The organism is Brytella acorum, assembly GCF_029309905.1.
GTDB classification, from domain to species: domain Bacteria; phylum Pseudomonadota; class Alphaproteobacteria; order Acetobacterales; family Acetobacteraceae; genus Brytella; species Brytella acorum.
The window spans coordinates 609,810-622,479 of sequence record NZ_JARBJP010000001.1; the positions used below are offsets into that span (position 1 = coordinate 609,810).

Consider the following 12,670-nt stretch of genomic DNA (forward strand, 5'->3'; position numbering starts at 1 on the left):
CTCCGTCGATAGCCTGTTTCAGCTCCGGTAGGAGCCGTTGATGTCGATATATCCGTGCGTCAGGTCGCAGGTCCAAATGGTGGCTTCACCCTGGCCAAGACCGAGATCGGCGTGGATTTCGATGTCCTGGCCTTTCATATGGGCCACGACCGGCGTTTCGTCATACCCTTCGACGACGCTGCCGTCGCGCGCGATCCACGTTCCGCCGATCGCGACGGACAGGCGGTCCCGATCGGCGGGTTCGCCAGCCTTGCCCACGGCCATCACGACGCGACCCCAGTTCGCGTCCTGTCCCGCGATCGCCGTTTTGACCAGCGGGGAGTTCCCGATGGCAAGAGCGACGCGCTTGGCGGACTCGTTCGAGACCGCGCCGGTCACGCGGACGGAGAACATTTTCGTCGCGCCCTCGCCATCACGCACCACCATGAGCGCCAACTCGTGCATCAGTGAGCGTAAGGCGCTCACGAATTCGGCGAGAGCCGGGTCCGCAGGGCCGGACACGGAGGCATTGTTCGCCTGTCCTGTCGCAAAGAGCAGCACCATGTCGGAGGTTGACGTATCGGAATCGACCGTAATGCAGTTGAAGCTGCTGTCCGTCGCGTCCCGCAGAAGGGATTGTAGCGTTTCATGGGGGATCGCGGCATCGGTCGCGACGAAGGCCAGCATCGTCGCCATGTCAGGGGCGATCATGCCGCTGCCCTTGGCGATGCCCTGGATGCGCACCGGGGTGTTCCCGATCCGCGTGTCGCGCCGGGCCGCTTTTGGAAAGGTGTCCGTCGTCATGATGGCGCGGGCCGTGTCGGCCCAGGCATCGTCCCGCAACCCGGCATCGAGAGCGGGGAGGGCGTCGACAATCCTGTGATAGGCGATCTTTTCGCCGATGACGCCGGTCGAGGCCAGGAACACTTCGTTCGCGGCACAGCCGACGGCCTCCGCCGCAGCGCTCGCCGTGGCTTCGACGGCCGTCACACCGGCTTGCCCGGTAAAGACGTTGGCATTGCCGGAATTGACCACGAGCGCACGGGCACGCCCGTGCTTGAGCGCCTCCCGACTCCAGTCGATCGGAGCAGCCGAGCATTTGTTGCGGGTGAAGACACCAGCGACTGTCGTGCCTTCGACAAAGCTCATCAGCATGAGATCCGTCCGCCCCGTGTAGCGGACGCCAGCCGCGACCGCGCCGAGGCGCACGCCCGGAACCGTCGTGAGGTTCGGCAGGGGAAGTGCGAGGGGCGAGACGGGAAGGGCTTTGGCCATGCTTGTTCTCCGATCGGTCCTATCTGCGGGAGCGCGGCTCCTGAGCAGAAATCATGCGACGGAAGATGCACGGCCCGGCGGAAACGTCCAGAGCCATCATGTCATGAAAGCGCCGGTCATTTCCGAAAAAACCGTTGAACCGGGAGGCAGCCCGGCCCGCCGCATGGAGCGGCGCGACCAGGGCCACGGTCCGGGTGACTTATTTCTGCGGAGCGGCGGGAGTCGCCGTCGCGCTCAGGGGCTTACCCTGGGCGTCGTAGCGGACGATCTTCACCTGGGACTGGAGCTGCGCTTCAATGCGCTGTGCGTCTTCACGGGTCAGCTCCTGACGGATCTGGTCCTTGACGTCCTTCAGTTCCGGCGTGGGGGCGACCCGTGATCCGAGAACCTGGATCACGTGCCAGCCATACTGGGTCTGGACTGGCGTCTGGCTGATCGTGTTCGGCTTCATCTTGAAGGCGGCGTCGGAGAAGGCCGGCAGCATATCGGCTTTTTTGAACCAGCCGAGATCACCACCGCTCGCGCCCGATCCCTTGTCCTGAGAAAGCTTCGCCGCGAGCTTCGCGAAGTCCGCGCCATGGTTGAGCTGGTTGATGACATCCTTGGCTTCGGCTTCCGTCTTCACCAGAATGTGGCGGGCATGGATCTCGGTTTCGCCCTTCTTGGCGACATACTCTTCCTGATAGCGCTTTTCGATGGCGGCGTCGGTCACCATCGGCATCACCTTGTCACGCATATAGGCGTTGAACATGGCGCTGTTCGCGGCGTCCTGCATGGCCTGCGCCACGTCAGGATGCTTGTCGAAGCCTTCTTTCTTGGCGACGACCTGCAGGGCCTTCTGGTTGACGAGCTGCTCGACGATCAGCCCGACGATCTGGTTCGTCGGATACTGACGCATCACCTGCGGCGGCAGTGTCGCCGCCACGCGCTTGACGTCATCAAGGCGGATTTCCTGCCCGTTGACGGAAGCAATCAGCGGGTTCTGCTGGACAGGCGCCGCGCTTGTCGCCGGCGCGGCAGCGGGTGTGCTGGCGGGAGCCGTCGCGGGAGCCGCGAAAGAAGCGGATGTGAGCATGCTGCCGGAAAACAGGGCGGCGCAAGCAAGAGCCGGGCGGATAAGCCGCATGAATGCAAACCTCGAACTTTGAGCGGGAAACCGCCGCACCATGACGCACCCGGCGTGAAGGGGCAAGGGAGGCGCTGCGACGAACCGCCCGAAAGATGGTTTTTTCGTGTGGGTAACGTTTGGCGCGCCACCGAAAAGGCCACCGAAAAGCATGACGTTCTGTTGACCAGACGGGGCAGCGGTCTTATCTCATCCTCGCGCGGGACCCTCCCGGGCGCCGCGGCTTCAGACGCGGATCGGGCGCTTCGACGCCTTGCGGTTCATCCGCGGCATGCCGTTCAGGATCGACGCCATCCGCGCTGCGTTGGGGAGGGAAATATCGCCGCACGGTCCGCGCCGTCGTCAGAAGGTTTCATATGTTCGCACGTATTGCCCGCGCACTCTTCGGTACAGCCAACGAACGCTCTCTCAAGGCGTATCAGCGGCGTGTGCCCGAAATCAACGCGCTTGAGCCAGCCGTGCAGGCGCTCGACGATGAGGGGCTGCGCGCCAAGACCCAGGAGTTCCGTCAGCGCCTCGCCAGCGGTGAGACGCCCGACGCGCTGCTGCCGGAAGCGTTCGCCGTTTGCCGGGAGGCTTCGCGCCGCGTGCTCGGCATGCGTCATTTCGACGTGCAGCTGATCGGCGGCATGGTGCTGCATTCCGGCCGGATCGCCGAAATGCGCACAGGTGAGGGCAAGACCCTGGTCGCTACTCTGGCGGTCTATCTCAGCGCCTTGTCGGGGCAGGGCGTGCACGTCGTCACGGTCAATGATTATCTGGCGCGTCGTGACGCCGATGAGATGAGCCAGCTATACACGTTTCTGGGTCTGACCACCGGCGTCATCATTCCGAACATGCTCGATGACGATCGCCGCAAAGCCTACGCGGCCGACATCACCTACGGCACCAATAACGAATTCGGTTTCGATTATCTCCGCGACAATATGAAATATTCTCTCGCCGAGATGGTGCAGAGGCCATTTCATCACGCGATTGTCGACGAAGTGGACTCGATCCTCATCGACGAGGCGCGCACCCCGCTGATTATTTCCGGCCCTGCGGAAGATAGCTCGAACCTCTATCGCGCGGTAGACGGGGTGGTCGTTCAGCTCGTCAGGGAGCCTGAGGTCTTCGACAAGGACGAGAAACTCCGGACCGTCATTCTGACCGAGAAGGGGTCCGACCGGATCGAGGAGATGCTGCGCGACGCGGATGTGCTCAACGATGGCGGTCTCTACGATATTCACAACATCGCGGTCATGCACCATGTGCAGCAATCCCTGCGGGCGCATGTGCTGTTCCAGCGCGACGTGGACTATATCGTGCGAGACGGCAAGATCGTGATCATCGACGAATTTACCGGTCGTATGATGGACGGGCGTCGTTATTCGGATGGGCTCCATCAGGCGCTCGAAGCCAAGGAGCATGTCGAGGTCCAGCCCGAGAACCAGACGCTCGCTTCCATCACGTTCCAGAACTATTTCCGTCTCTATCCGAAGCTCTCCGGCATGACGGGGACGGCCATGACGGAAGCGGACGAATTTGCCGAGATCTACAATCTCGAAGTCGTGGAAATTCCGACCAATCTTCCTGTTCAGCGCAAGGATGCGGACGATGCCGTCTACATCACGGCGAAAGAGAAATACGAAGCTGTCGCTGGTCTGATCGAGGAGGTGAGCCGGACCGGCCAGCCGATCCTGGTGGGCACGACTTCGATCGAGAAGAGCGAACTGCTCTCCAATCATCTGCGCTCGCGCGGGATCAGGCATAGCGTTCTGAACGCGCGGCTGCACGAGATGGAGTCTCAGATCGTGGCTCAGGCCGGTTCCCCGGGCGCGATCACCATCGCGACCAACATGGCCGGACGCGGCACCGACATCAAACTCGGCGGCAACGCGGATATGCTCATCCGCCAGCGCCTCGACACGATCGAGGACGAGACGGCGCATGAATCCGAGGCCCTGAGCCTGCGGGAGGAAATCGCGCGTCATCACGACATGGTTGTCGAAAAAGGCGGTCTGTTCGTGATCGGCACCGAGCGGCATGAAAGCCGCCGTATCGACAACCAGCTTCGCGGTCGTTCGGGGCGTCAGGGCGATCCGGGAGAATCGCGTTTTTTCCTGTCGCTGGAAGATGACCTGATGCGTATTTTCGGTTCGGATCGCATGAGCGCGATGTGGACCAAGATGGGTGTCAAGGAAGGTGAGGCCATCGTTCATCCGTGGCTGAACAAGGCGCTTGCGAACGCGCAGAAAAAGGTCGAGGCGCGCAATTTCGACATGCGCAAGAACGTCCTCAAATATGACGACGTGATGAATGACCAGCGCAAGGAAGTCTACGCCCAGCGCCGCGAATACATGGCGATGGATGACGTGTCGTCCGTTATCCAGGATCTGCGGGAGCAGGGCATCGAGGACATCGTGCATGCCCGCATTCCCGAAAAGGCGTTCGCCGAACAGTGGGAAAGCGAAGCGCTCGAACAGGACGTCCTCAAGCTGACCAACCTGACTCTTCCCATTCGGGAATGGGCGCGGGAAGACGGCATGGACGCGACCACGGTCATCGATCGCATCATCGAGGCGGCCGCACAGGCTCAGGCGGCCCGGGCGGCCAATATCGGCCCCGACATCATGCGTCATATCGAAAAGCAGGTCCTGCTGACGACTTTCGACGGCGTCTGGAAGGAGCATCTGCACGCCCTCGATCAGCTCCGCCAGGGGATTGGTTTGCGGGCCTACGGGCAGCGCGATCCGCTGAACGAGTACAAGCAGGAAGCGTTCATGCTGTTCACGGAGATGCTGGACGACATGCGCAATCGCGTCACGATGACCATGTCGCGCATCGAGGTGATGCACGAACCCGCGCCGTTCCCGGAAATCGATGCCCAGGCGATCGCCCCGAATGGGGAGGTCACGCCCGTGCATCTCGATGCCGGTCCGCACGAGACGGCACAGCCGATTCCTGCCGCGACGCCGGTGATGGCGGCGCCCCATGGAGCGGTCACGGATGCTCAGGTGAAAATCTGGGCGGCCGAGACGCCACGCAATGCTCCATGCCCATGCGGTTCCGGTGAGAAGTTCAAGCATTGTCACGGCCGTCTGGTCTAGAAAACAGAATACCCGGCCCGAGGCTGCGCTTCGGGCCTGAAGCATAACGAGACGTCAGGAGGAGTAGGGCGGCATGGCCGGTCATTCCCAGTTCAAGAACATCATGCACCGCAAGGGTGCGCAGGATGCGCGGCGCGCGCGGCAGTTTGCCAAGGTCATCCGCGAGATCACGGTCGCGGCCCGCTCGGGGCTGCCCGAGCCCGCGTCGAACCCGCGTCTGCGGGCGGCGATTTCGGCGGCGCGCGAAGTGAACATGCCGAAAGACACGGTGGATCGCGCCATCAAAAAGGCCACTGGAGCCGGGGGCGGCGATGATTATGTGGAAGTGCGCTACGAGGGGTATGGCCCGGCTGGTGTCGCTGTCATCGTCGAGGCTCTGACCGATAATCGCAACCGCACGGCGTCAGACGTACGCGCGGCGTTCTCCAAATACGGTGGATCTCTCGGCGAGACGAATTCCGTCTCGTTCATGTTCCAGCGTCTGGGCGTCGTGACCTATCCGCGTTCTGTCTCCAGCGAGGACGAGATGCTGGAAGCGGCGATCGAAGCCGGAGCCGATAACGTCGTCAGCGATGTCGAACATCATGAAGTGACGTGCCCGATGGAAGAGTTCTTCGCCGTCCGGGACGCCTTGGAGACGCGCTTCGGCGAGCCCCAGTCCGCCCGGATCGAATGGCGGCCGGAAACGACTGTGGCGCTCGATGAAGACAAGGCTCGCAGCGTTCTCAAGCTCATCGATGTGCTTGAAGAGAATGATGACGTGCAGTCTGTCTATGCGAATTTCGATCTTTCCGACGAAGTGGCCCAGGCTCTGGCCGCTTGAGCATCGGCTCGGCATCCTCGGCTCGCATGGTGAGGCTGATCGGCATCGATCCGGGCCTGCGCTTCATGGGCTGGGGGGTGATCGAGGTGGATGGAAACCGTTTGCGGCACATAGCGGACGGGGTTCTGGCGACGGATGGCGAGATGTCGGTGCCGCTGCGCCTCAAAACGCTGCATGACGGGCTGATGGCGCTTCTGGACGAGCATCGCCCGGCCGAAGCGGCGGTCGAGGAGACCTACGTCAATCGCAACGGCGCCTCGACGCTCAAGCTCGGCTACGCGCGCGGCGTCGCCTTGCTGACACCCGCGCGGGCAGGACTTCCCGTTGCGGAATACGGCGCGATGGCCGTCAAGCGCGCGGTGGTCGGCACAGGCGCGGCGACCAAGGATCAAGTGGGGATGATGGTGCGTCGTCTTCTTCCCGGAGCGACCATCCGGCGCGCAGATGCCTCCGACGCGCTCGCGGTGGCGATCTGTCACGCGCATCATCGGGCGAGTGCCCTCCAGGTCGCACAGGGGCGTCGCATGGCATGATCGGGCAACTGACCGGATGGATCAGCCAGGTCGAGGCCGACCGTTGCCTCGTCGATGTCAACGGTGTCGGATATGTCGTGTCCGCCTCCACGCGCACGCTTTCCGTCCTGCCGATGCCGCCGGAGAAAGCGAGGGTGCTGGTCGAGACGGTCGTGCGCGAGGACGCCATTCAGCTTTTCGGCTTCGCGACGTCGGAAGAGCGTGACTGGTTTCGCCTGCTGACGACCGTGCAGGGTGTCGGCGCGAAAGTGGGGCTGGCCATCCTCTCCGTGGCGAGCCCCGGAGAGCTTCTCACGATCATCGGCAGCGGCGACAAGGCCAGCCTGACGCGGGCCGCGGGCGTTGGCGCGCGGCTGGCGGAGCGTATCCTGACGGAACTCAAGGGCAAGGTCGCGAAAATGCCTGGCGGCGGGAGCGCCGCATTTGCCCAGGCCGCGTCGGGGGGAGGCACGATCGGAGCCACGATCGAGGGCGACGCCCTTCTGGCGCTGGCGGGGCTCGGTTTCCGGCGCGCCGAAGCGTGGCCTGTCGTCAGTCGGGTCCTGTCCGAGAACGCGGAAGCCACGCTTGATACGATCATTCGCCTGTCGCTGAAGGATCTGGCCCGATGAGCGCGTTTTCGGAGAACGAGTTCTCGCGGGGCCCGCTGGATGGGGCACGGACGCCGGAAGACGCGGCCGAGGCCACGCTGCGGCCGCAGACGCTGGATGATTTCACGGGTCAGCGCGCCAGTTGCGAAAATCTGTCCGTCTTCATTCAGGCGGCGAAAGCGCGAGGCGAATCCCTCGATCATGTCCTGCTCCACGGGCCGCCGGGCCTGGGCAAGACGACGCTGGCGCAGATCGTGGCGCGTGAACTCGGGGTGGGCTTTCGCGCGACATCGGGGCCCGTCATCCAGCGTGCGGGCGATCTCGCGGCCATTCTGACCAACCTCCAGCCGCGCGATGTGTTGTTCATCGATGAGATCCATCGTCTTCAACCGGCGATCGAGGAGGTGCTCTATCCCGCGATGGAGGATTTCCAGCTCGATCTGATCATCGGCGAGGGACCGGCGGCGCGCTCCGTGCGGATCGATCTTGCGCCCTTTACGCTGGTCGCGGCGACGACGCGGGCCGGGCTGCTGGCGACGCCGCTTCGCGATCGTTTCGGCATTCCCCTGAGGCTGGTGTTCTACACGCCCGATGAACTGCGGGCGATCGTCTCGCGCGGGGCCATCAAGCTCGGCACGAAGCTCAGTGACGAGGGCGCCGAAGAGATTGCCAGGCGTTCGAGGGGAACGCCCCGCATCGCGGGACGTCTGCTGCGACGTGTGCGGGATTTCGCATCTGTCGGAGCGGCCGGCGGCGGCACGATTTCCCGTGAAATGGCGGATGCGGCGCTCAACCGCCTTGAAGTCGATTCGCGGGGCCTGGATGCGATGGATCGCCGCTACCTTCTGCGAATCGCGGAGTATCATCATGGTGGCCCGGTGGGTGTGGAGACGCTGGCCGCCGCGCTGGCCGAAGCCCGCGACACGCTCGAAGACGTGATCGAGCCTTACCTGATTCAGGAAGGTTTCGTCCTGCGGACCTCGCGGGGGCGCGTGCTGGGCGAGCGCGGCTGGCAGCATCTCGGGCTCGTGCCGCCGAAAGGGCAGGAGAGCTTCCTGTCGTCGCTCGATGAAGAGAACCGTCCGGCATAAGGAGGGGAGGAAACCTCATGGCGTCCCACCGGATTAAATTCCGCGTTTATTATGAAGATACCGATGCGGGCGGCATCGTCTATCACGCCCGCTACCTTGCGTTCGCGGAGCGTGCGAGGACGGAAGCCATCCGCTCGGTCGGCATTTCCGTCGTGGAACTGGCTCACGAGGAGGGCCTGCATTTCGTCGTTCGCAAGGCTGACCTGCGCTTTCGCGGTTCGCTGCGCCTGGACGATGAAATGGACATCGAGACGTCGCTGACCGGTATGACGCCGACTCGGCTTCTGTTGTTACAGACATTTCGAAATGCCACGCGCGATTGCGAAATCTCGACGATTGTTAATGTGGAACTGGCCTGTCTGACCGTGGATACGATGCGTCCAAGCAAAATTCCGCCGCATTGGTGCGTCCCTATCCAAAAATTGGCGGATGGTTTGACCTGAACACCTTTTCGCGTGCGCGATGAAATGCCATGGAGTGTCCGGCCCTTCGTCGGGTGTTCGGATCAGGACAGGAGAAAAGAGTGGATCAAGCGGTGAATTCGAGTGCGCTGGGCGCCGTGGCTGCGTCCGGCCTGTCGCCTCTGGACCTGTTTCTCCACGCATCCATCGTCGTCAAGCTCGTCATGCTCGGCCTGCTGGGGAGCAGTGCGTTCGTATGGGCGGTGATCATCGAGAAGATCATCCTGATGCGACGGGTCAATCGCGAGGCGACGGCGTTCGAGGATAAATTCTGGTCGGGCGGGAGCCTGGACGATCTCTACGATTCCGATGGCGCGAAGCCGCTCCACCCGATGGCCGCCGTGTTCGGCGCCGCCATGGGCGAGTGGCGCCGCTCGGCGCGCATTCCGGGTGTCGATCTGGCCCGCGGCGGTGTGCGCGACCGTGTGGATCGTGCCATCAACATCACCATCGTGCGCGAGACGGAGCGTCTGAGCCGTCGTGTCACGGCCCTGGCGACGATCGGCCCGGTCGCGCCGTTCGTCGGTCTTTTCGGCACGGTCTGGGGCATCATGCACGCCTTCGGCTCGATTGCGGCCATGCACAACACCAATCTTTCCGTGGTGGCGCCGGGTATTTCGGAAGCCCTTTTCGCGACCGCCATCGGCCTGGTCACCGCAATTCCCGCTTATGTCGCGTATAACCTCATTTCCGGCGCCATCGATCATTTCGCGGAGCGCATGGAAGCGTTCGGCACCGAGTTCGCCGCCATTCTCTCCCGCCAGTCCGAAGAGCGGAGCTAAGCGTCATGGCCATGTCTGCAGGGGGCGGCCCCTCCCGCGGCCGCAGGCGCCGTCCGGCGTCTGAAATCAACGTCACGCCGCTCGTCGACGTCATGCTGGTGCTGCTGATCATCTTCATGGTCACGGCTCCGATGATGACGAGCGGGGTCAATGTCGATCTGCCGAAGACGGATGCGAGTCCGCTGAATGCGGACACGAAGCCGATCACCGTCTCCATGAAACCCGATGGCGGAATTTATCTCGGCGACGATCCGGTTTCCCCCGAGCAACTCGTCGACCGCCTCAGGCAGGCATCCGAGAACGACCCGACGCATCGCATCTTCGTGCGCGCGGACGCGCATATCGACTATGGGCGCGTCATGGAGGTGATGGGGCGCATCACTTCGGGCGGCTTTACGCATGTCGCGTTGCTCGCCCAGCAGCCGACCCAGTCTTCGCCGTAAGATCAGGAGACGAGCACCGTGCTGCGTCCCCGCCGATCTGACGAGCGGCGCTTTCGCCAGGCTTTGGGCGCGTCCGTCGGCGCCCATATCATGGCGCTGGTGCTGGTCTGTCTTGGACTGCCAACAAGCAAACCTCCCGAGCCGCCTGAGCCTCCACCGGTCGAAGTCGCGTTCGAGACGGGCACGCCCGCGCAGTCGCACAAAGCCGAGAAGCCTGCGGAAAAACCCGCCCCGGCTCCGGCTCCTACACCTACAGACGCTCCCCCCGCGCCGACGCCACCGACGCCGGAGCCGGTAGAGGAAACACCCCCGCCGCCTCCGCCGCCGCAGCCTATTCCGCCGCCGCCCGAGAGCAAGACGCCGCCTCTGCCGGACGTCAAGGTGCCGCCCAAGGTGGTGGATGATACGCCCGCGCCGATCAAGGCTGCGCCCGCGCCGCCATCTCCGCCTTCGGAGTCGCGCGAGGTTTCGCCGCCCTCACCGCAGACGGATCCCATGGACAAGCTGCCGGACACGCCGGAGTTCTCGCACGTGACACAGCCCAACAAAGCGAAGGTCACAGCGCCTGAATCCCACTCGCTGCTGGCGACGCTCGACAAGTTCCGGGCTGACCAGAAGCAGACGCATCCGCCGAAAGCGCGCGCCAATCCCCAGCAGGGCGGCGCTCCGAACGGCGGGGGTTCGCCTGATGGCGATATCACCAATGCGATGAGTGCGGCCGAACAGAAGCAGATCGGCGGTTCCGTTCGACGTTGCTACAGCGAGGACACGGCGGCGCGCGATTATGCAAGCTTCAGTGCCCATCTGATCGTAACCGTCGATGCAACAGGCGAGGCCCGGATCGCGAAATTCGCTCCCGATACGCAGGCGCGCGCCAACAGCGATCCGGCGTATCGCGCCCTTGCGGAAAGGGCTCGCGCCGCGGTGCTGAGCCCGACCTGTTCGAAACTGCCAATTCCGAAGCAGCTTCTTGGTCAGACGCGTGAATTGCGTTTCGTATTCCGGCCATAATCTCTGGCTACATGACCCGAGATTGAAAATAGAGAGTCCTCTGCATGCGTTTCGACGTTCAGCCTCTTATCGACGACAACCAGGCGCAGGAACTGCGCAACCTGTTCTCGCGTCGTGCGCTCATCGGCGGCGCCGTGGCGACGGGCGTTCTGGCGCTTCCCCTGAGCGCCAGGGCCCAGACGACACCGGCCACGGGTGGTGGCGAAGCGGAAATCACCGTGGATCAGGCCCGCACCGCGCCGATTCCCATCGTGATTCCAAGCTTCGGGGCAGGTCTCGGTGACCAGATCTCGGGTGTGGTGATATCGGATCTCGAGGGCACCGGGCTTTTCAAAGTCATGTCCGGACAGGTGGGAGTTGGCGGAACGCCTGATTTCGCTTCTCTGAAAGCGCAGGGAGCCCGGGCCGCTGTCGGCGGGCTGGCGAGTGGCTCGGGCAGTGTGCGGGTCGAGATGCGGCTGTGGGATGTGCTTGCCGGAGAGCAGTTACAGGGCACCGCTTACACCGCTTCGAGCGCCAACTGGCGCCGTATCGCCCATATCATCGCTGATGTCATTTACGAGCGGATGCTGGGCGAAAAGGGCTATTTCGACACGCGTCTGGCCTATATCGCCCGCACGGGCGCACGTCATCGGCAGACGACTCGCCTGGCCATCATGGATTATGATGGCGCGAACTCTCGTATGCTGACCTCGGGAGAGTGGCTGACCCTGATGCCGCGTTTCAATCCGACGCGTGATCAGATTGCTTTCCTGTCTTACGCCAATGACCGGCCCCGCGTGTATGTGTTCGACCTTGCGTCGGGACGGCAACGTATCCTTGGTGAATTCCAGGGCATTTCTTTCGCGCCGCGTTTCTCGCCCAACGGTTCGCAGATCGTGCTGTCGGCGACACGCGGAGGCGGGTCGGATCTCTTTCTTGTCGATCTCGGTTCGGGTTCCAAGCGTCAGATCACGTCGTCGGGCGCCATTGATACCAGCCCGTGTTTCAGCCCCGATGGCAGCCAGATCGTGTTCGTCTCGGATCGTGGCGGCACGCCCCAGCTCTATCTGATGAGCGCGTCGGGCGGCGGGGCGAAGCGCATCTCTTACGGACAGGGCACCTACGGGTCCCCGGTCTGGTCGCCGCGTGGCGATCTGATCGCCTATACCCGTCTTTCCGGTGGTCGTTTCGCTCTGGGGGTGATGGGACCGGACGGAACCGGGGAGCGCATCCTTACCGAAGGCTTCACGGTCGAAGGGCCAACGTTCTGCCCCAATGGGCGGGTCATCGCGTTCTGTCGCCAGTCGGCAGCCGGCGCGGGCGGCGCGGGGTTCGCGTCGGGAATCGGCACGATCGATATTACGGGCTTCAACGAACGTCCCGTCCAGACGGGCACCGGGGCTTCCGATCCGGCATGGTCGCCCCGCGACGTCTGAAAACTGTGTCCGCGGCAGCAGGAACTGTTGCCGCGAAAGCACTATTTTT

12 protein-coding genes are annotated in these 12,670 nt (G+C 63.4%); 10 read left to right on the forward strand and 2 right to left on the reverse strand.

What is annotated here, in order from left to right:
* Positions 1-18: 18 nt before the first annotated feature.
* Positions 19-1,254 carry a bifunctional glutamate N-acetyltransferase/amino-acid acetyltransferase ArgJ gene (gene argJ, locus PWM43_RS02690; protein ID WP_289841012.1) on the reverse strand — a complete coding sequence of 412 codons (1,236 nt, stop codon included), beginning with the start codon at positions 1,252-1,254 and terminating at the stop codon, positions 19-21.
* Between the two features lie 199 nt (positions 1,255-1,453).
* Positions 1,454-2,380 carry a peptidylprolyl isomerase gene (locus tag PWM43_RS02695; RefSeq protein WP_289841013.1) on the reverse strand — a complete coding sequence of 309 codons (927 nt, stop codon included), beginning with the start codon at positions 2,378-2,380 and terminating at the stop codon, positions 1,454-1,456.
* A gap of 356 nt (positions 2,381-2,736) precedes the next feature.
* On the opposite strand from PWM43_RS02695, the gene secA reads away from it, so the two are divergent.
* From secA to tolB, 10 genes are all read left to right on the forward strand, one after another.
* Complete coding sequence (gene secA / locus PWM43_RS02700; protein ID WP_289841014.1) at positions 2,737-5,469, forward strand: preprotein translocase subunit SecA; 2,733 nt, start codon at positions 2,737-2,739, stop codon at positions 5,467-5,469.
* Positions 5,470-5,542: 73 nt separating this feature from the next.
* Entirely contained in the window at positions 5,543-6,292 is a 750-nt protein-coding gene (locus tag PWM43_RS02705) for a YebC/PmpR family DNA-binding transcriptional regulator (protein WP_289841015.1), read from the forward strand.
* Between the two features lie 26 nt (positions 6,293-6,318).
* Positions 6,319-6,825 (forward strand): crossover junction endodeoxyribonuclease RuvC, encoded by a 507-nt coding sequence (gene ruvC, locus PWM43_RS02710; RefSeq protein ID WP_289841162.1) that lies wholly within the window; start codon positions 6,319-6,321, stop codon positions 6,823-6,825.
* Entirely contained in the window at positions 6,822-7,436 is a 615-nt protein-coding gene (gene ruvA, locus PWM43_RS02715; protein ID WP_289841016.1) for a Holliday junction branch migration protein RuvA, read from the forward strand. Before ruvC ends, ruvA begins: the two co-directional genes overlap by 4 nt.
* On the forward strand, positions 7,433-8,506 hold the full coding sequence (ruvB, locus tag PWM43_RS02720; RefSeq protein ID WP_289841017.1) for a Holliday junction branch migration DNA helicase RuvB: 1,074 nt from the start codon (positions 7,433-7,435) through the stop codon (positions 8,504-8,506). The genes ruvA and ruvB overlap by 4 nt, the downstream gene beginning before the upstream one ends.
* A gap of 17 nt (positions 8,507-8,523) precedes the next feature.
* Entirely contained in the window at positions 8,524-8,949 is a 426-nt protein-coding gene (locus tag PWM43_RS02725) for a YbgC/FadM family acyl-CoA thioesterase (protein WP_289841018.1), read from the forward strand.
* 80 nt (positions 8,950-9,029) lie between these two features.
* Positions 9,030-9,749: a protein TolQ gene (gene tolQ, locus PWM43_RS02730; protein WP_289841019.1), complete on the forward strand. Its 720-nt coding sequence runs from the start codon at positions 9,030-9,032 to the stop codon at positions 9,747-9,749.
* 5 nt (positions 9,750-9,754) lie between these two features.
* A complete protein-coding gene (gene tolR / locus PWM43_RS02735) occupies positions 9,755-10,192 on the forward strand; it encodes a protein TolR (protein WP_289841020.1) in 438 nt (145 codons plus the stop codon).
* Between the two features lie 18 nt (positions 10,193-10,210).
* Positions 10,211-11,203 carry an energy transducer TonB gene (locus PWM43_RS02740; protein WP_289841021.1) on the forward strand — a complete coding sequence of 331 codons (993 nt, stop codon included), beginning with the start codon at positions 10,211-10,213 and terminating at the stop codon, positions 11,201-11,203.
* A gap of 44 nt (positions 11,204-11,247) precedes the next feature.
* Positions 11,248-12,621: a Tol-Pal system beta propeller repeat protein TolB gene (tolB, locus tag PWM43_RS02745; RefSeq protein ID WP_289841022.1), complete on the forward strand. Its 1,374-nt coding sequence runs from the start codon at positions 11,248-11,250 to the stop codon at positions 12,619-12,621.
* Positions 12,622-12,670: the final 49 nt, after the last annotated feature.

What these genes read in the sequence shown, in the direction of transcription:
- argJ (WP_289841012.1), bottom strand. Translation starts at nt 1,254, where the DNA reads ATGGCCAAAGCCCTTCCCGTCTCGCCCCTCGCACTTCCCCTGCCGAAC.
- PWM43_RS02695 (WP_289841013.1), bottom strand. Translation starts at nt 2,380, where the DNA reads ATGCGGCTTATCCGCCCGGCTCTTGCTTGCGCCGCCCTGTTTTCCGGC.
- secA (WP_289841014.1), top strand. Translation starts at nt 2,737, where the DNA reads ATGTTCGCACGTATTGCCCGCGCACTCTTCGGTACAGCCAACGAACGC.
- PWM43_RS02705 (WP_289841015.1), top strand. Translation starts at nt 5,543, where the DNA reads ATGGCCGGTCATTCCCAGTTCAAGAACATCATGCACCGCAAGGGTGCG.
- ruvC (WP_289841162.1), top strand. Translation starts at nt 6,319, where the DNA reads ATGGTGAGGCTGATCGGCATCGATCCGGGCCTGCGCTTCATGGGCTGG.
- ruvA (WP_289841016.1), top strand. Translation starts at nt 6,822, where the DNA reads ATGATCGGGCAACTGACCGGATGGATCAGCCAGGTCGAGGCCGACCGT.
- ruvB (WP_289841017.1), top strand. Translation starts at nt 7,433, where the DNA reads ATGAGCGCGTTTTCGGAGAACGAGTTCTCGCGGGGCCCGCTGGATGGG.
- PWM43_RS02725 (WP_289841018.1), top strand. Translation starts at nt 8,524, where the DNA reads ATGGCGTCCCACCGGATTAAATTCCGCGTTTATTATGAAGATACCGAT.
- tolR (WP_289841020.1), top strand. Translation starts at nt 9,755, where the DNA reads ATGGCCATGTCTGCAGGGGGCGGCCCCTCCCGCGGCCGCAGGCGCCGT.
- tolB (WP_289841022.1), top strand. Translation starts at nt 11,248, where the DNA reads ATGCGTTTCGACGTTCAGCCTCTTATCGACGACAACCAGGCGCAGGAA.